The 18,243-nt window shown below is 59.7% G+C and carries 14 protein-coding genes; 7 read left to right on the top strand and 7 right to left on the bottom strand.

Annotated elements, in window-relative coordinates; translation table 11 throughout:
• Positions 1 to 93: 93 nt before the first annotated feature.
• Positions 94 to 882 (top strand): methyltransferase domain-containing protein, encoded by a 789-nt coding sequence (locus tag CA85_RS17290; protein WP_146392630.1) that lies wholly within the window; start codon positions 94 to 96, stop codon positions 880 to 882.
• A gap of 75 nt (positions 883 to 957) precedes the next feature.
• Positions 958 to 1,290, top strand: a complete 333-nt coding sequence (locus CA85_RS17285) for a hypothetical protein (protein ID WP_146392629.1) — start codon at positions 958 to 960, stop codon at positions 1,288 to 1,290.
• A 19-nt stretch (positions 1,291 to 1,309) separates the two neighbouring features.
• Here the strand turns inward: CA85_RS17285 and pgsW are convergent, their stop codons facing one another.
• The 6 genes from pgsW to CA85_RS17255 all read right to left on the bottom strand — a co-directional run bounded on the left by pgsW (position 1,310) and on the right by CA85_RS17255 (position 8,727).
• The gene (gene pgsW / locus CA85_RS17280; RefSeq protein WP_146392628.1) at positions 1,310 to 2,596 is read right to left on the bottom strand and encodes a poly-gamma-glutamate system protein; all 1,287 of its coding nucleotides are present in this window, start codon (positions 2,594 to 2,596) and stop codon (positions 1,310 to 1,312) included.
• Between the two features lie 101 nt (positions 2,597 to 2,697).
• Positions 2,698 to 3,204 (bottom strand): poly-gamma-glutamate biosynthesis protein PgsC, encoded by a 507-nt coding sequence (gene pgsC / locus CA85_RS17275; protein WP_146392627.1) that lies wholly within the window; start codon positions 3,202 to 3,204, stop codon positions 2,698 to 2,700.
• Position 3,205: 1 nt separating this feature from the next.
• Positions 3,206 to 4,567 (bottom strand): poly-gamma-glutamate synthase PgsB, encoded by a 1,362-nt coding sequence (gene pgsB / locus CA85_RS17270; protein WP_146392626.1) that lies wholly within the window; start codon positions 4,565 to 4,567, stop codon positions 3,206 to 3,208.
• A gap of 543 nt (positions 4,568 to 5,110) precedes the next feature.
• Positions 5,111 to 6,046, bottom strand: a complete 936-nt coding sequence (locus CA85_RS17265; protein WP_146392625.1) for a diacylglycerol/lipid kinase family protein — start codon at positions 6,044 to 6,046, stop codon at positions 5,111 to 5,113.
• A 152-nt stretch (positions 6,047 to 6,198) separates the two neighbouring features.
• Positions 6,199 to 7,446, bottom strand: coding sequence for a BBP7 family outer membrane beta-barrel protein (locus CA85_RS17260; RefSeq protein ID WP_146392737.1), 1,248 nt, complete (start codon positions 7,444 to 7,446; stop codon positions 6,199 to 6,201).
• Between the two features lie 861 nt (positions 7,447 to 8,307).
• Positions 8,308 to 8,727, bottom strand: a complete 420-nt coding sequence (locus tag CA85_RS17255) for a hypothetical protein (protein ID WP_146392624.1) — start codon at positions 8,725 to 8,727, stop codon at positions 8,308 to 8,310.
• Positions 8,728 to 8,739: 12 nt separating this feature from the next.
• Between CA85_RS17255 and CA85_RS17250 the strand changes: the two genes are divergently transcribed.
• Positions 8,740 to 9,498, top strand: coding sequence for a DUF2306 domain-containing protein (locus CA85_RS17250; protein ID WP_146392623.1), 759 nt, complete (start codon positions 8,740 to 8,742; stop codon positions 9,496 to 9,498).
• Positions 9,476 to 10,603, top strand: coding sequence for a DUF1559 domain-containing protein (locus tag CA85_RS17245; RefSeq protein ID WP_146392622.1), 1,128 nt, complete (start codon positions 9,476 to 9,478; stop codon positions 10,601 to 10,603). Before CA85_RS17250 ends, CA85_RS17245 begins: the two co-directional genes overlap by 23 nt.
• Before the next feature lie 36 nt (positions 10,604 to 10,639).
• On the opposite strand, the gene CA85_RS17240 is transcribed toward CA85_RS17245, so the two are convergent.
• Positions 10,640 to 13,582, bottom strand: coding sequence for a DUF11 domain-containing protein (locus CA85_RS17240; protein ID WP_146392621.1), 2,943 nt, complete (start codon positions 13,580 to 13,582; stop codon positions 10,640 to 10,642).
• 375 nt (positions 13,583 to 13,957) lie between these two features.
• Here CA85_RS17240 and CA85_RS17235 point away from each other — a divergent pair, with 375 nt between their 5' ends.
• From CA85_RS17235 to CA85_RS17225, 3 genes are all read left to right on the top strand, one after another.
• A complete protein-coding gene (locus CA85_RS17235; RefSeq protein WP_246112906.1) occupies positions 13,958 to 14,992 on the top strand; it encodes a TIGR03009 domain-containing protein in 1,035 nt (344 codons plus the stop codon).
• 201 nt (positions 14,993 to 15,193) lie between these two features.
• Entirely contained in the window at positions 15,194 to 16,381 is a 1,188-nt protein-coding gene (locus tag CA85_RS17230) for a cysteine desulfurase family protein (RefSeq protein ID WP_146392619.1), read from the top strand.
• Between the two features lie 201 nt (positions 16,382 to 16,582).
• Positions 16,583 to 17,959 (top strand): beta-ketoacyl-[acyl-carrier-protein] synthase family protein, encoded by a 1,377-nt coding sequence (locus tag CA85_RS17225; RefSeq protein WP_146392618.1) that lies wholly within the window; start codon positions 16,583 to 16,585, stop codon positions 17,957 to 17,959.
• The last annotated feature ends 284 nt before the right edge of the window (positions 17,960 to 18,243 follow it).

Raw genomic sequence — 18,243 nt, 5'->3', positions numbered from 1 at the left:
TCGATACCCTTCCCTCCTTTCTCAATCACGCAGGCTCTTTTGTCCGTCGACCGCCACTCCCTTCTGCAAGCTAACCGACAATGCTACCAGCAAATGCAGGCCGCTGGTTCGCCACTCTGCCGAATTGTCTCCGACGAGGAACTGCAAGATCCGCTGGGAACCGTTGACGGTGTGGGTTGGCTAGGCGGCAATATCCGGGATTGGAATGTGCTCTGCCTGGCAGCAGGCGGGGGGCGTCAAAGCTGCCTGTACGCTGCTGCCGGGGCCCGCGTGACTGTCGTTGATCTCAGCCCCGCGATGTTGGAACTTGATCGCCAAGCGGCCGCGCAGCGAAAATTCCCAGTGCGCTTGATCGAGGGCTCGATGGACGATCTTTCCATGCTGCCGCGCGCTTCCTTCGATCTCGTCATCCAACCGGTCAGCACCTGCTACCTGCCCGACATCGCCTCGGTCTATGCGCAAGTTGCGGCGGTGATCCGGCCCGGTGGACTTTACGTCAGCCAGCACAAAACACCCGCCAGCCTACAATCCTCGGCGCATCGCCGCGATGGCCACTTCACCTGGCTGCACGATTACTACCGAACCGCCCCCGTGCCGCCACCGGAGAACCCCACGGCGGTCTCGCAGCGACTGCGTGAAAATGGCGCGGTCGAGTTCCTGCATCGCTGGGAACAACTCGTTGGCGGCATGTGTCGCGCCGGCTTCCACATCGAAGACTTGATTGAACCCAAACACGCTACCCAGGATGCCGCTGTGAATAGCTTCGCTGACCGAGGCGCGGTCATCGCTCCGTACGTCCGAATCAAGGCCCGCCGCCGCGGCGGTAGCGAATCGCGAGAATCAACGCAACAGGAAAAGTCCAACCTGTGGCTGCCCACCTGACCAAACGTGTCCACCCCGAGACCAAAACTATACCTGACGGCCATCGATTCAATCGTACCAACAGGAGCACCCTCCATGAACAAGTCATTCATCACCTACTATCGAGGCAACAAGCAACTCCACACCAGCAAACTCAATGGCTTCCCATTCGTTTCCTTTGGCGATCGCGTGGGCGAGGTCAACGGAGCGACCTGGTTCAATAGCGTCACGATCACCATCGGTGGGAAACGCCAACGCGTGGTCACGGCGAACGACTTCGATGGCCCAGTCGCGATCTGCTTCGAGACGAAAGGTCAAACACCGAAGTGGTTCGGGCTCGCCGATACAACGACCCCACGCACCCACATCAGCTCGCCAGTGCTGGCTGAGCACCGCGAAGATCCCTACGTGCAAGAAATCTCCGCGTGAGGCGTCTTTTCTGCGCCCGCTATACCATCCACTGGGGCTGCGACTTGGCATCGTCCCCGAACCAGCCGCGTTTCTTAGCTGCATCGACGACGCGGGCAGGCGGGCGGACCACCAACAACGTGGATACCATGATGAACAAGATACCGAGTACAGCCAATGGCCGACGCAAGTCAGCAATCGTGTAGACACCGCCCTCGCCGACGCGAATGAACTCGGTGGAGCAAACAGGCAACCCGTACTGTTCAGCCAAGGACACCACGTTGATCATGTTGATGACGGGCACACCCGAAGCTAGGAACCGTGTGGCGACACAATCGGTCGCTGTAGCCGCGCTCGATTCGCCCGTCGGGTCTTCGTCGGTGACAACACGCACGGTCGCGGCGGCCGTCGTGTCGCGTCCAAGCCCGAGCAGGCGGCGCGGATTGAGTTTCGACATGGGACGGATCAAACCCTCGCCGAGCACATCGTTGCCCACCGTCCCGCCGACCGAGGCATCCCCGCCGCCGACATTGATGTAAGCGGTGTAGGTTTCGTCCTCCACGGCTTGCGAGTAAACCAACATGCGTCGTTCAATCGCATCCTCATCGCTTTGGCTGTCCATCATCGGTAACCCGCTGCGACGGATCGAAGCATCGAGCATGTCGAGCGTCTCATCGCTCATCCCGGCCGCACGGTCCTGGAAACCACCGCGTGAGATCGCCTCACTGCGATGATGAATGATGCCCTGTTCGTAAAGCAACTTCTCCATGTCGGGCCACATCATGTCGGGCGAATTGGCGCCGAACTGGCTCGATGCCGCACTGCTGACGATGACCGGGCGCAGGTCCAACGCTTCCGCGGCGGTATAGACCGCGATATCCAATGCGGGAAAGGATCCCGTGCAACCGATCGCAATCCGGTCGCCTGGACGCACGCCTGCATCGACGAGCAATCGCATCGCGACGGCAGCAAAGTTCGGATTGACACTCGTCAGTTTCGCGTCGAGGTGTCCCGGCAGGCTCGTCACCATCGACATCGATGGCCCCACCATACCCGTGTTGGCAGGGTCGTGAATCTTCAGCATGCGGTGACCGAGCGCAGTTCGCTGGCAGTGAATGGCTTCGAAGCCCGCCGCAGCCTGCTCGGACGCCCGCAGCATGCGCTGCTCGAAGTCAGGGATTTGCACGGCCCTTCCCGCGAGACGCTCAACCCCTTGGGAACGACTGGGTGCGTGCCGCAAGGCGATCACGACCACGACGGACAAGGCAGCCAAAAACAACAAAGACACCGAAGATATTTTCTGCGGTCGGTAGTACAGTTTCTTCATGGTTCGTTCTTCGAGGAACGGGGGCCAACTAACACGGGGGAAGACAACAAAGTTCGGCTCCTGATCCGCCTGACAGCAGACCACAGCCCGAACCACAGATTTCAAGCGAGGTTCGTGACACCGAGAGCGACAAGAGTGAGATAGACCAACGACGTTGCGATGATCAGCGGCGAGAGCGTTTGCACAACACCGCTGCGGGCGATCCACAATGCTACCAATCCGGGAATCACGAACCCGATCACCGTCATGCTATGCATCCAGGCGAGCGAGCCCCCCGGTTCGACGACCGAACTGCCTACCATCGCCGTGCTAACGCTCGGCCACACCATCTCGAGACCTGCACGTAGCATGGCAGCCACTGCAAATCCAAACACCATCGTCAGCACCACCCGTCGGCGTCCAAAGAGGATCGCGTAGCGATCGATCTGATGCACCAACCACGCCGTCAATAGTGCAGCAGTGATCGTAGCGATGACCGTTAACGGTTGATCGAATGAAAGCGCCAGGTACCCCGGAACAATCATTCCTCCGACGCTCAAGCCGAAGGCTTCGGTGAATAGCAGACTGACGACTAAACCAATTCCAATTGAAAGAGCGAGCCATTCCATTTCAAACCATCTCCAGCGCACGGGCAGGGGTCGATTGAGGGCGTTCGTAGCGGTCCCAACCCTCCTGTCCTTCAAAGAATTCTGCCAAAGCCATCCCCGGGCCAGCGATATTGCCAATGCCCACGAGCAGCACACCTGCATCGGTATCGGTTGTTGTCGTCGAATCGGTCGCAGTGATCGACGAACTACCTTCGGCGATTGCATCGCCCTGGCTGGCGACGAGTTGCGGTGTCTGCGAGGACTTCGCGGCCGCTTCGGCAGCAAAGGACTCCAACAGCATCGTGACCACTTCGTCACCCGTCGCGTTACCCAGACACAAAATTCGATTTTGGTCGATACCGCCCTTGAGCAATCGGCGCAAGAACACGTCCGTGCCCGAACCGATGATCACGACCCGGTCGTAGGTACGCCAATCCACACAGGCGTTGGCCATTGTGACCGAGCGATCGATCCGGTCGACGCGGCAATTCATCACCAACACACGCCGCGAAGCGCCAGGGAAATAGTCATACGCGGCATCCCAAATTCGCGTTGTCGATTCGGGGTCGTTGGCGGCGAAGGCGTTCACAAAGTGCCAGGAATCACCACTGATTGTGTGCTGGTGCACTCGCATCGCACCAGGATCCGGTTGGGCGGCCCACATGCCCTGCAGCGCCACTTCGCGGGAAACCCCCATCTGCTCACACACGGCCAGCGATAAAGCGACGTTCTCGGCATGTTCCAAATAAGAGAACTGAGCCAGTTCCTCGGGAGTGATGGAGGCCGAATCGGCCGCCGTGATATTCTTCAGGGACGACCCTCGGTCCTGACAAGCTTCGCTCATCACCCGCAATGAATCGTCGCGGTCCTCGGCCGTCAGCAACGTGCCTCCCACCGGCACGGTCGCGGAGAGTGCTCGGGCGACATCGAGACGCGTCGGGCCCATCACATCCAAGTGATCCGCCCGCGCATTGGTGATCACCCCGTGCGTGGAGCGCACCAACTTCAATTCACAAACAGATTGCAGCAGCGGTTGCAACGCCATGCACTCGATCACCAGCGCTTCGGCACGCTCAGCGACTGCCGTTTTGACAATCCGCTTTTGCTCGATCACGTTGGCCCGATCGGGACGAAAAATCGGCAACTCGCGGCCGTCATCGAAGATCATTCTGGCCAACGTCCCTGTCGTCTTAGCACAGGTACGCACGCCACCGGCCCGCAAACCTGCGGCAATCAGTCGCGTCACCGAGGATTTCCCTCGAGTTCCGTTGACATGAATCCGATAGGGGATCTTCTTGAGCTGATGGTGGTACCACCACGCTTCCAACAGGGCTATCAAACCGACGATGGCGGCGACTGCCACCAATGCTACCAAGCCGTTCACTGACCGTTCTCTTTCAATTTGAGGAGAAACTGTGTTGCTCGAATCATGCCGACATCGGCGATGATGAAAAGCGAGCAACTATTGCGTGACAGATCCAATGACCGCGCTGCCATCCAACAGCGGATCTCTGAGTGGGTTTGAACTGGCGCCCGACATCCGGCTACTGCTTCTGATCATCGAGTCGCATCTACCCATCACGCGATGGATTAGACTTCGCTCGACATGCAAAAACTGAGCCGATTGGAAGAGGCGTCTTGTTAATTGCTGGCGAAAAGGTCGACAAACTGAGTCAGCAAATCTCAATCAACGTTCATCGATAACTTGAGGATTATTCCCTGTGTTCGGTTGGAGTAAAGAGGGATCCGCAAGAATTCTGTTGCAAACCCACAAAGTATTCCCCTGCCCCGCTGAATGCCCACAACGGGTCCCCCATGTCCACAGAGGGGTTCCATGGGGCAGCCAGATGCCCCATCTGTTCACAATGCCCCCAACCGACGGGGAACTGTTTACAGCCTGGGCAGCGGGCTCAATGACGCCAATCGATCAGGTCGACGGCCGCAACAGAGTCACCCGCCCAGGCAGCACCTCAATCTCCAATGGAAGCCGCCCACCGTAGTCGCCATCAATCTGATAGGGGACCCGTTCGGGCGACGTCCACAGGGCTCGTTGGAAGCGGCGGCGAGAGATATCGCGATGCCGCAGATGCTTGCCCAGTTTGATCCGTGCAAAGTAGTGAAGGCCTTGAAAGAAGAAACCTTGCAGCAGCGCGATCCGGTCGAGCTTCCCGTCGTCCGCGACCGCACCCGGCTCGATTCCCAAACCGCCACCATAACGGGGTAGGTTGAACGCCATCATCCAGCACGCCGACGTGGTCGCGACCTCCCCATCCTCGGTCGATTCCTGCGCAGTGATCGCGGGAAAGCGATACTTGGATATGGCTCTCCAGATCGGGCGAGCATAACTCCATCGCGTGATATGCCCTCGCCGGGTCAGATGCATCCCCCGCACCACTTCCGCATCCATCCCCGCAGTAACCATCACGAGGAACATCCGCCCATTGGCCAGACCGGCATCGATCGAAAATCGCTCTGCACGCTCCAAGCATTCGTAGACGCTCGCCGCCCGACAGGCGTAACCAAAGTACCGCGCCAACAGATTCTCAGTTCCCATCGGCATCGGCACGATTGGGATCTCTTGGGGAAGATTCTGTGCCACGAGAGCCAGTGTCCCGTCGCCCCCTGCGGCGACCACGGCAAACCGGGCCGTCGACCGAGACTCATCCGCCACGCGGGCACGCAGCGCCGCGATACTGTGCGTGACGTGGACATCAATCAAGCCTGCCCGCAAGCGATCGACTAACAATCCAATCTCATGGCGTCCCTGGCCACTGCCCGCCTTTGGCGATGCACAGATCCATACTTCGGCGATGCTACCCTGCTCTGAGGCAGTTTCAGTGACAGGGGGAAGCGATCGCGTCATGGTTATCATCAGGCAGCCGTTGGTGAGCGGTCGGACAAGCATAGCACCTGCCGATCATTGCATCTATCTCACGAGCTGGATTGCGATGATGATGGGAAACACGCGTGGGCAAACCGACCGATTTCAACTAGCGTCCGGATCGGTGCTGCTGCCTAAAACTGCAGCTGCATCCCGAGGCTGAGACCATGGGCATAATAGTCACTCTCGACAAAACGAAACTGGGGTCGCTGCGCCCCGGTCAACGGGTCGATCGGTGGCGCGAGCAGACTGGGATTTACCTCGGTGTCAATCTGATCGCCCGCCCGCACGACGGCAGGAAGATAGACGAGCGTGTAGCCGACCGTGGCGTGCAGGCAATCCAAAATCCGTACCCCCAGCGTCAATCCAATCTCGGGAATCATCGTGAACTCGTTGCGTTCATAGGTTCCTGAATTGAATCGCTGAGCGAGCAACCCACCCGGGTAGTCGGTCGTGGCCCCAAACTCAGTCAATGATGTCGACCCGCCGATCCCGACGGATTGCTTATTCTGCCCCACAGCGACACGCAGCAAAGACTCCAACCAAACGCGCTGCATGTTGGCCTGGTAAGCCACCCCCAACTGCAGACCGTTGAAGTCATTCTTGGTGCTGAACTGATCACTCAACTGGATCGTCCCCAACGCACCCGGAACAAAGGATTCCGCTGATTCTGAAATCGTCAATTGGTCCGATAACCGCATATGCCGATAGCCGACGATCCAATCCACGCGGTCGGTGTTCTGGCACGAGACACAGTTGCCGCCACATGTCGGACACAGCGACGTGCGCCCGACCAGCATCGCCGACCGCAGGCTACTGGCCGACTGTATAGACATATTGCCTTCGAAGCGACCGGGATAGTTGATCAGCTGGGCCGTTTCACGGTCATTCGTCGTGTCGTAGAACGGTCTCGCCAAGATTTCGTAATTGCTGCCGCCTGAGAATCCGTCACTCTGATCGGCCAAGCCGAAGTACTCACCCTCGATGCCGAACGCTGCCGATTGCGTGAAGTAAAATCCACCTTTGATCCGTGCACCGTTGGTGGTGCCACTGTTGATCTTGCCTCCTCCAAACAACACGCTCGTGGAGTCAAAACCGAGAATGCCCGCCTCATCTTGGGGCGTCCCGCTGGTACTCGTCGTGGCCAGTGGAGGCGTCTCCATCCCCGCTGTCCTCCAGTACAAATATTCCGCGCGGAGCCACAGCCGATCACTCGCCTGCATGGAGTTCGGATATCCACCCCCGGCTGGGTATCCAAGCCAAGCCTGTGGCGAAGTGAAGATATTCGTGGTCCCGCCCGAATAGGCCCCAGTCGCGTATGGGTCCATCGGGGGAGCTTGCGCCGAGACGTCAGCGTGCCACAGGATCGCAACCAGACACATGGCGGCAACCCTCGCTACCGAAGCTGGCAGGCGAGAATGGGAGAGGCGGTTATCAAGAATTGAATTTGGCACCGGATCAGACTTTGGAGGTTTTTACAATATTTTCTCAAGATTCTGTTCGTAACATCCGCAGCATTCGTTTTTTTCTTCGCCGATGTCAAGATCAGTCTGATGCAACCACCGCGACTCCGAAGTACGCCACCCGAGATCTACCGCCTCGCCCCCCTCTTCGAGCCGCCCTCGGCGCGATCACTTCACCACATCGATAGCTGTGGCTGAATCTTTCACCGCAGCGGAATCTCAGCCCAGTTACTCGACGGGCTGTCAATCGGCTGAGCCGAGTGCCGTCACGGTTTGTCGATTTAATCGACGTTGGCCCCGCAATGGTGAACCGAGGACCGTGAGGCGAATGGCACTTACTTTAGTTTGCAAAGCGGTCTTGATAACCCGACGCGTGAGCGAGGATGATCTCTTGACCACGCAAAGCACTGCATTTTCCGGTTCATCCGACGGAAGCGTGCGCAGAGCACAGCGGAAGGTTTTTTGAGTACTGTCATATCCAGAACGAAAATTTGCAGTGCGCGCGTACGCTCAGCGGCACCACCAGTAGGGTAGCTTTTTCGACACTCAAAGTCCACTGTTTGTCGGCCAGCCAGCACGGCTCGGTTAGCTTTGGTGGTTCAGTCTCGCCACCCTGGTAGATATCCGAAGCTCTGAGAGCCCCACACTGTCTCATCCGGCGTTTGAACCGCTAACAGAGCATCTCACTCAAGCACGGGCTTGCTCAGCAGAGCTACGCTCCACCGATACCCTCGGCATGCGACGACGTTGTTAGTGTGCTTGGCAGCACGACAATTCAGCCTAAGGCTTCAGAGCTTCGGACGGTTTCGATTCTACAGTGTTTTCCTGGTTCACTCCAAGACGAATTAGTAAGCCGATCAGCAAGTCGCCGATCGATTGAGGGCCTCGACGCTTCTTGCCAGCGAGAAGCTGCCTAACCGAGCCGTGCTGGCTGGCCGACAAACAGTGGACTTTGAGTGTCGAAAAAGCTACCCTATTGGTGGTGCCGCTGAGCGTACGCGCGCACTGCAAATTTTCGTTCTGGATATGACAGTACTCAAAAAACTTTCCGCTGTGCTCTGCGCACGCTTCCGTCGGATGAACCAAAAATTTGTGCAGCGGGCTGGGACGTGATAAGTTGAAGCAGCTCGCTTCGCATTCACTCTTTTCAATCACCGGGAAGCTCTTCTCAAAGCGTGACAGCGCCGCCTGCGTTTTCACAGGATCGACCGGATGAGCGATACCATCGCATCGCTGCCGCCACCGCATCAGCCGATGGCGAGATTGCGGCGACCACGCCCCCGCACGATCTTGCTGCTTGCCCTCGCCCTGGTCGCAGCCAAGGTCTTCGTGACGATTTTGGTCGAGTATCGGTTCTACTTCCCCGCCGATTTTCAATCGACCTTTTTGCATGGCCGCGAGGCGACATTTGCGGGGCTCTATGCCATCGCGTTTTACACGCACTTGATCGTCGCCCCGACAACGCTCTTGCTCGCCGTGCTATTGGTCACGACGGGGCGGAAGCCGAATCCCGCCGCCAGCAAGTGGCACCGGGTCGCCGGACGCGTGCAGTTCGGCTTGGTCGTCTTCTTGCTCGTGCCGAGCGGATTGGTGATGGCCACGCACGCACTCGCTGGGCCGGTCGCGGCTGTCGGCCTCGTCTGCTTGTCGCTGGCGACCGGTCTGAGTGTCGCCGCAGCGGCCGTGACGGCGATCGGTGGGCACCTGCGGTCGCATCGGCGCTGGGCGATTCGCTCGGCGATTTTGCTGGGGTCGCCGCTATTGTTGCGGTTTGCCACCGGGGCCGCGTTCGTGATCCAGCGGGATACGCCTGGGTTCTACCGCCTCAATGCCTGGGCAAGTTGGCTGTTGCCGCTCGCGTGCTACGAGGTGTGGTGTTACTACCATGGCCACGCGAGCAAGTTACCATGGAGTCTATCGAAGTTCGTCTCCCCTCGAAGGTATCGTCATGGATCACCTCATCTGGATTGAAACGCGTCGCCGGCCCACTGGGTTTACTCTGCTCGAGCTATTTTTCGTCATCGCGACCATCATGATTTTAGTTGGTTTGCTTCTGCCAGCCATGCGAACATCGAGTGTTGCCGCGCGACGCATGTCGTGTTCAAACAATTTCAAACAGGTCGGGCTGGCAATGCACCTCTATCACACCTCTTACCAACAACTTCCGCCAGCGATGGGAGGGACGGGGAGTTTCTCAGGTGATGATCAGGGGACATCGCATTGGCGTGACAACGCGGGGCGGCTGAGCGGATTGGTGGCGATGCTTCCGTATTTGGAGCAGCAGGCTCTGTGGGATCAGATCAACTCGCCGCTGCAGGACGCCAGTGTCACCTATCCCGCGATGGGGCCAGCTCCGACGAGGGCGACGTACGATCCTTGGGCGACTCAAATCAGTGTGTTGCGTTGTCCGAGTGATCCGGCAGAGCCGACGCCGTTTGGACTGACCAACTACGCGTTCTGTATCGGCGATGCCGGACGTGATCTGTACCACGAGAAGACATCCGACAGCGGTGAGCTATTGCCGCCGCGCGGTGTCTTTGCGGCCGCGAGCCAGCGGCAGACGCGGTTCAAAGATGTGCTCGACGGGCTCGCCAACACGATCGCGATGACGGAGATCGCCAACCGGTCCGACCGAATGATCAAGGGGAGTTATCTGGTCGAGCAACCTGTAGCGTTTCTCGACGCGCCGCAAGATGCCCGCCAATTCGTCGACCCGCAGCGACCCGCATTCTACGTGGAGGAAGCACCCTTGAGTGAGCTTGGCCGCGGTGGTCGCTGGGCCGATGGTGCCGCGGGCGTTGCCCTAATCAATACGATCCTGCCGCCCAACCAGATCAGTTTCGCAGTCGACGGGCTTGATGCCGTCGATGGCGTTTATTCTGGGGGCAGCCACCACGCGGGCGGCATGCATGTGCTGATGGCCGACGGGGCGGTGAAATTCATCACCGACAGCATCGAATCGGGGGATTTCGGGGCGTCCGCACCCAACGCCTGGAGTGACCGAGCCAGTCCCTACGGCTTATGGGGAACCCTCGGGACGGCAGCATGCGACGATTCGGTCGATGGCTTCGAATGAGCAACCGACCGGTTCGGGATTCTCAAGCACGAGGGGCTACTGGTCGGCGTAGACCATCGTGCTCTCTTCCTTGGTCACTGGCACGCGTGATTGTTCGCTGGTCACAACAGCCTTGATCACGTGCGTGTCGGGCTGCACGCCACGGACACGAATGCGATACGTCAAGTCGCCGCCGGCAGGCAGGTTGGCATGCGGTGCGAAGACCACGCCACCGCGTCCGTCGGTGCCAGCGTCGGAGTCGCTTTCGAGCATCTCGAGGCCCGGCGGCAGTAGCAACTGAACTTGCACGTTCGTGTCGTTTCGCGAGCCCACGTTCTTGACCTTGATCTCGTAGGTGGTCTCGCTGCCGAGTTCGATGGGGTCGGCGGTGTCAGCGATGCTGAAGCTCAGTTCGGCTTGGGATTCCACAGCCACGGTATGTTCGCTTTCGCTGCGTGTGTCGAGATCCGCGGAGGCTTCCATCCGGATGACCTGGTCACCCGCTTCGACGGGTAGCAGCGTGAGTGGGACCGACGCGATTTCACCAGCGGGCAGTTCCACGATCGACCAGCGGACAGCGTGAAGGTTGGCGTCGTACTGGCCATTGTTCTCGGTGCTAACGAAGGTGAATCCGCGATCGAGTCGAGCGAGCACCTCGACATTGCGGGCCGATGCGGTGCCAGGATTCTCGATCTTGACCTCGTAAGTGGCCTGACGTTCGAGGAACCGGCGACTCGGGCCGGAGGCAGCCACCTTCAATTTCGGCGAGACGACCTCCACGTTGACGGAGTGTTTGGCAGGCTGGGCGTCTTCGGAGGTCAGCAGCACGACGTTTTCGATCATGCCCGGTTCTACCGCACGCATCCGCAGAACTTCCTTACGAACTTCACCCGGACGTAGGGATCCAATCGCGTTGTCGAGTTGTCGGCCATTGGGATGGTCGAGTCCTGGCGGCACGTCAGCCTGCAGGATCACGCCCGTCGCTGCGCCGGTGCCGACGTTGGCCACTTCCAGTTCAATCTCGAGTTGTTGTCCGATGAGCACCTTTTGCGGCGCCCGTTGAGTGATTTTGAGTTCGGGGCGGGTGGATCGTGTTCGCACCGATGCGGCGGCTTCGAAAGTGACCCGGGCGACACTGCCGAGTTCACCTTCCTCTTGCGGGACCAGTTGCATCGTGATCGAGCGTTCGTCGCCAGCGGGCATCGCGCCGAGTTGCCAGACGAGCAGATCGCCTTGCATGGTTGGGGCCGGGGTTGCATCGACGAGTTCCATGCCTGCCGGGACACGGTCGTGAACGAGCACGCCGAGAGCTTCGGAAGTACCAGTGTTGCGGACCTGGATCACAAACGTGGCGGGCTGGCCGACCTTGACTTCCGCAGGAGCCCGTTTGTGGATGACAATGCTCGGCGTTTGCACGCCTTCGAGTTTGCGATCGCCCGGCAAATTAATCGAGACGGGATCGTCACCGGCTGCCAAATACTGATCCTGAGGTGTTCCGCTGCCCGGTCGCCCCGGCATGCCCATCGCTGGGTTGCCCTCCCGCTGGTGCCCAGCGAATTGAGCTGGGGTTTGAGCGGCCGGCGCGCCGAGGCCGCTCATGGCCGGGCTGGAGGCATAAGAGTCTGGCGCAGCCGCAGCAGAGGCCTGGGTGTTCGCAGGATCGTATCCAGACATGCCGCCAGCGGGACCACTGGAGTACTGTGTCGGTTGGGGCAACTCGGGCAGTGCCGGTTCCGAGGGCTGATTCGGTCCTGCCGTCGCGGCGACGGGGGCGGAACGCAGTTGGTTCTCCATGGCCGCGGGCTGTCTCAGCGAGTTGTTGCCAAAGGATTCACTGGGGCCGCTGTTGGCCGGGCCCGCATAGCCCTGCATGGCCGGTGTTTCTTGACCGGCCGACGGTGCTGGGGCGCTTCCGTACATAGGGCCCGCTTCATCGACGGGGCCAGCCATCGCTCCCATCGCGTTCCTTGGGCCTGCGTCGTGCATTGGGCCTGCGCTGTGCATTGGGCCTGCGCTGTGGACAGGTCCTGGGCCGTTCATGGGCCCGGAATCATCCATGGGGGGAGTCTCATGCATGGGCGCGGCGGCTGACATGGATGCCATCTCGGGCATCGCGTTCATCGGTGCCGCGTCGGGGCCCGGGGCGGGAACGCCCATGGTGGGTCCAGCACTGGTAGCTGAACGTGTCTGGGGCGGGGGCATTGCCATCATCGACGGAGCTTCGCCAGCGGATGGTGCTTCGCCAGCGGCTGGCGCTGAATCCATCATCATCGGTCCCTGCTCAAACTGGATCTCCGGCAGCGACCCGGTCTCGGACATCTCGGGGGACTGTGCGATCGGACTGTCCTGTCCCATCTCAGGAGCCTGTCCCATCTCAGGAACCTGTTCCATTGCGAATCCTTGTTCCGGCGGTGCGGAATCCGCTGGAGCGGGTGGTGGTCCAGCATCGGTTTCGGGCAACCCCATGTAGGACATCGCCATGGCGGGGCCTTCGTTGCCGGTCGGGCTGGATTCTGGGCCGGTCGCCTGATCGGGATCCGTCGTCTCGCTGGGGAGACCCATCATGCCGGCTGGGCCGAATCCTGGTGCCGGCAGTGACATTGATGCCTCCGTAGCCGGACCATCAGCGGCGTCCTCGGGGGGGGCGTCATCGAAACCTTGAACAGGTTCCTCATGAGCAACTTGGGCGACAAAGGTTTCGGGGGGGGCGTCATCGAGGCCGGGCTGTGACTGTTCAGCGGCAAATCCCGCGGGACTGTTCTGGGAATCAGTCGGTGGGATAGCGGCCAGAAAGTTAGCGGGCTGGACGGGCGAGGTTGGGCCTTCGTCGGCAGCAATGGGAAGCGGAAGCGAATCGGCGATGGACGCTTGTTGCTGTGGCGAATCGGTCTCGGGCGGCAGGTCTTGCCACTGGGCTTGAGCAGCAGCGAGGGCTCCCATCGCGACAGCGGCGACGCCGCCGCTGAGACGCCAAGACAGTCGTTTTCCGAAATCCATCATCGTTCGCATTCCTTTGCGTGTCCGCGGGGCGGGTGAACGCCCTGTATTGCCACCGAAGTGGCAGGAGTCCTGGACGTCTGTTCGGTGATACTAGTAAGACCAACCTCCGCGATCTCTTCAGAACTGCAGGTTGAGTATTGCCTAGCCTCTATCAAATTGGCGGTGCTGCCGCCAAGAGAGAAAACTTGAAGAAAACCGTGGAAATGGGTGTGAAAACGAGGGGCTCTGTTGCTGTTTTCGGTCTTTCCCTGGTTGGGCTCGATCGGTTAGGGTGTTCCCAAACGGACGGTTTCGTCCTGCCCACCCCGACTCGATGCGTCAAGGATGATGCGAATGAATCTCTGTTGCCCCCCCACTGGCCTGGCGCGGTTGCCGATGGCTTCACTTTTATGTTGTGTAGCTGAGCGGGCGCGTCGCACCCGCTCGCTGGCGACCAAGATTGCAGTGACAGGATTATTGCTATCGACGGTGGGGGCAGCCCCCGCGTCAGCTCAGAACCAAGCGAGGCCACCCCAGGCGGGCAGCGCAGCCCAAACCACAGCTGCTCAGAATGCGGCGCTGCAGAACGGGGCCACGAGTCACGCCGTCCCGGCCAATCTCACCGCACCCTTCGCACCGCTAGATGCGAAAGCTCAAGCCCAGCTCAGCGCGATGCTGCACGCCTGGGAGACTCAGAGCAAGGGCACCAAGACGCTCGAATGTAGGTTCCAACGCTGGCACTACGATCTCTTTGCTGCCCCAGCCGGAGTTCACGCCACCAAGTGCCAGGGCGAGATCAAGTACGCCGCGCCCGACCGTGGCTTGTTCAAAGTCGATCAGAAACTCACTTTCGATGGCATGAAGGATGAGAAACCCCAGTACAGCGAAAAACCGGGACAGTTCGGTGAGCACTGGGTATGCAACGGCGAAGAGTTGCTCGAGTTCGACCACAGCAAGAAAGAATGCCGTATCCAACAATTGCCGCCTGAGATGCGTGGTAAGAAGATTTTCGAAAGTCCACTGCCGTTCGTGTTCAATCTCGACGCCAAACAGATCGTCGAGCGATATTGGGTGCGGCAGGTGCAGGCACCCAAGGAGGGCATGATTCTGATCGAGGCCTATCCCAAACGCCAAGAAGATCGTTCGCAATACAAACTCGTTCAGATTGCCTTGAACGAGAAAACGTACATGCCCGAAGCGCTGCTGATGTATGCTCCAAACTTCAACATCAAAACGGCGCCGCGGTGGGACCACTATGAGTTCGTCGACGTGAAACGCAATTCGATTTCACAGGGCCTCTTCGATCGATTCATGAAAAACTTTATCGATGAGAAGCCACCGAGCGATTGGAAGGTTTTCCAAAACTCCTATCAGCCGCAAGAGCCAAAGCAAATGGCGAGCCAGGGAGACGCAGAGAATTCTCTGTACTAAGTCGACCTGCGAAGTACGTTTGTCACTGCGTGTCTCTGCGAGGCACGCAGTGTAGTGGCCGACGCGTCCCACTTACTCGCGTCGATCCGTAGTCGATGTGTCCTTTCTGGACACACGCCGGAGTCTCGGAGAGAATGCCGCTTCTCGACATTCGCCCGAGTCCCAGAGTGACTCGGCTACCCATGAGTCTCGGCGGCCATCATGATCTACTTGGACTATCACGCCACGACGCCTTGCGACCGGCGGGTCGTCGAGGCCATGTTGCCATGGTTGAGTGATTCCTTCGCCAATCCGCACAGTGATTCGCACGCGGCAGGCCGGCAGGTTGCCGAGGCCATGAACGGCGCGATCGAGTCGATTGCTGGTGCGATTGGCGCCCCGGCCAGTTCGCTGCTGATGACCTCGGGGGCTACCGAGAGCATCAATCTGGCGATGCGAGGCGTGATGACGCATCCCCGGAACCGCCGCAATCACATGGTCGTCTGCAGCACTGAACACCCCGCGGTGCTCGACGTTGCCTCCGATCTGCAGCGATCCGGTGTCGAGGTGAGCCACGTCCGCGTTCATCCTCAGCAGAGTGGGGGCGAGGCCGCTCCCGGGACGATCGATCTGGATGCTCTCGCCGCTGCGATCACGCCCGACACGGCCCTGGTCAACATGATGCTGGTCAATAATGAAATAGGGGCCATTCACCCCATCCGGGAAGTCGTGCGGATCGCACACGCGGCCGACGCGTTGGTGCACTGTGATGCGACGCAAGCGATCGGACGGATACCGCTCGACGTGGCCGAAATGGGGCTGGACCTGGTCAGCGCCTCGGCTCACAAGTTTTATGGTCCCAAAGGCGTCGGGTTTCTCGTCGCGGGCGGAGGTGAACGGCGTGTGCGTTTACGGCCGCAAATCGTCGGTGGCGGACAACAACAGGGGCTCCGCAGCGGGACGATGAACCCGGCGGGGATCATCGCAATGGCCACCGCCTTGTCGCTGGCCAAGACGTCTGCCGACCCGCACGGCGGCGAGTCAGCGCGGATCGAGACGCTGCGAAATCAGCTTTGGGATATCCTCCGCGGCTCCATCGACGGGCTGGAAATCAACGGCCCCCCGCTGTCGGATCGTTCCAGCCGTGTGTCTGGGAATCTTAATTTTCACTTGCGGGAGGTGGAGGGAGAGACGTGGATGGCGGCGGCCCCCGGGGTGGCCTTTAGCAGCGGATCGGCGTGTAGCAGCAGCGATCCGGTCGCCAGTCACGTGTTGTTAGCAATGGGATTGAGCGAATCACAGGCCCGCCGCAGCGTGCGAATGGGGATTGGCCGGATGACGACTAGCGACGAGATTGAACTCGCCGGCCGTGAGCTAATTGACGCCCTGCAGCGATTGCGGTTGACCTAGGCTCGGTACCCTTCCCGAAACAAATCCGGGCGGATTCTTACCGAGTCGTGGTTTCCGCTTCAAAATGACTTGGCCCGATATGGGCGGCTAGGATAGGCTCACCGTTTTTCGATCGGTTCATAGCGACGTTCCTTCGAGCGGCAGGATTTGCTATCTTCCCAGCGTCGTGAATTCAGTTTCTTTTGTCTGCGTCAATTGTCCATGCCCGCAACCACTGCCCAAACCACCTCCGACGTCGCTCCTTCACCAGCCGCGGCGACTTTGGCGAGAAAACCGTCCTCCAGCGTCGTGATCACGGGGTTGGGAGTCATCAGCCCGTTGGGAAATACACCTGGCGACCTCCTCGAGGGCCTCCGCAGCGGACGCTCGGGGATTGCCGAGTTCACGCAAATTCCCTTGGGAGCCTATTGCACCAGTCACGGGGCCGAGGCACGCGGATTCACGGGCGACATCAAAGATTACGGGCCGCTCGAAAAACCGATGCAGCGAACGATCAAAAAGGGCAGCAAAGTGATGTGCCGTGAGATCGAGATGGGCGTCGCCTCGGCCCAGCTGGCGCTGCATGACGCCGGGTTCACGACCGAAAAGTTTGATCGTGATCGCACCGGGGTGCTCTTCGGCAGCGATTACATCATGTCCCTGCCCGAGGAATACGCCGAGGGGATCGCGGCCTGTATCGAGGACGGCGAATTCCAGTTTTCGAAATGGGGGCAGCAGGGATTGCCGAAGATCAGTCCTCTTTGGCTGTTGAAATACCTACCCAATATGCCGGCTTCGCATATCGCGATTTACAACGATCTTCGTGGGCCGAATAATTCTCTGACCGTGCGAGAAGCGTCGAGCTGCGCCGCGATCGCCGAGGCCACTTCGACGATCATGCGAGGCCACGCTGATGCCCTCGTCGTGGGAGCGACCGGCTCACGGGTCCATCCACTCCGCACCCTGCACGCGTCGACCCAAGAACAACTGGCCGCTGACCGCGAAGATCCCACTGAGATGTCACGGCCCTTTGACGCCTCCCGCGACGGCAGCGTGCTCGGCGAAGGTGCCGCCTCGATGCTTTGTGAATCTCGCGAGCACGCGGAGGCTCGAGGTGCCAACATTCTCGGCGAAGTCATTGGTTACGGAACCAGCGCGGCCGGTGAATCAGCCGGTCCCCGCCCGATTCAAATCGCGATCGCCAACGCCTTGCGAGCGGCGATTCGCTCGGCCCAGTCACGGGGCCATGGCGACACACCGATCGGACACATTCACGCCCATGGGCTGTCCGATGTCGGATGCGATCGCGACGAGGCTGCGGCAATCGTCGACGTGTTCGGTGATGCCTCGTCCCAACCTCCTGTGACGACTGCCAAGGGGCACTTTGGCAATCTCGGTGCCGGCAGTGGGATGGTGGAGATCATCAGCAGCCTGATGTCTCTGGGCAGCGACCTGTTCGCGATCCGCAACCTCGACAAATTGGCCGATGACTGCCCGATCCGTGCGGTTACCGGCTCCAACGTCGCAGCAGGCGATAGCTTCATCAAAGTCAACGTCTCCCCTCAAGGACAAGCTGCCGCAGTCTGGATCCGCCGCTAAGCAACACCGTAGTGGACGAGGCCACGAGTCCCCCCAGCATCGTAGTGGACTCGTCGTCTCCTGTTGGTTACCCACAAGTGCAGCATTCTATCGATTGCTGAAGATAGCTCATGACAACGCCCCAACGGGGCAGTTCTATGAAAGCCCCAGGCAACGCCCTCTTTATCCTACACATCTTTTCGGGTAGATACACAGGCACATAAAGGATCTTAGTGTGCTCAGGGAGGGCTGCGGCGATGGAATGGATTGAATCGGAGTTCGCTTGGCTTGAATTAGGCGACCTG

It is taken from the genome of Allorhodopirellula solitaria (genome assembly GCF_007859855.1).
In the GTDB taxonomy this organism is placed as follows: domain Bacteria; phylum Planctomycetota; class Planctomycetia; order Pirellulales; family Pirellulaceae; genus Rhodopirellula; species Rhodopirellula solitaria.
Note: the sequence above shows the minus strand (reverse complement) of the source record. Positions and strands in the feature narration are given on the sequence as shown.

Excerpts from the sequence above, each read along its gene's own strand:
- CA85_RS17290 (WP_146392630.1), top strand. The coding sequence starts at position 94 with ATGCAGGCCGCTGGTTCGCCACTCTGCCGAATTGTCTCCGACGAGGAA.
- CA85_RS17285 (WP_146392629.1), top strand. The coding sequence starts at position 958 with ATGAACAAGTCATTCATCACCTACTATCGAGGCAACAAGCAACTCCAC.
- pgsW (WP_146392628.1), bottom strand. The coding sequence starts at position 2,596 with ATGAAGAAACTGTACTACCGACCGCAGAAAATATCTTCGGTGTCTTTG.
- pgsC (WP_146392627.1), bottom strand. The coding sequence starts at position 3,204 with ATGGAATGGCTCGCTCTTTCAATTGGAATTGGTTTAGTCGTCAGTCTG.
- CA85_RS17265 (WP_146392625.1), bottom strand. The coding sequence starts at position 6,046 with ATGACGCGATCGCTTCCCCCTGTCACTGAAACTGCCTCAGAGCAGGGT.
- CA85_RS17260 (WP_146392737.1), bottom strand. The coding sequence starts at position 7,446 with ATGTGTCTGGTTGCGATCCTGTGGCACGCTGACGTCTCGGCGCAAGCT.
- CA85_RS17250 (WP_146392623.1), top strand. The coding sequence starts at position 8,740 with ATGAGCGATACCATCGCATCGCTGCCGCCACCGCATCAGCCGATGGCG.
- CA85_RS17245 (WP_146392622.1), top strand. The coding sequence starts at position 9,476 with ATGGATCACCTCATCTGGATTGAAACGCGTCGCCGGCCCACTGGGTTT.
- CA85_RS17240 (WP_146392621.1), bottom strand. The coding sequence starts at position 13,582 with ATGATGGATTTCGGAAAACGACTGTCTTGGCGTCTCAGCGGCGGCGTC.
- CA85_RS17235 (WP_246112906.1), top strand. The coding sequence starts at position 13,958 with ATGGCTTCACTTTTATGTTGTGTAGCTGAGCGGGCGCGTCGCACCCGC.
- CA85_RS17230 (WP_146392619.1), top strand. The coding sequence starts at position 15,194 with ATGATCTACTTGGACTATCACGCCACGACGCCTTGCGACCGGCGGGTC.
- CA85_RS17225 (WP_146392618.1), top strand. The coding sequence starts at position 16,583 with ATGCCCGCAACCACTGCCCAAACCACCTCCGACGTCGCTCCTTCACCA.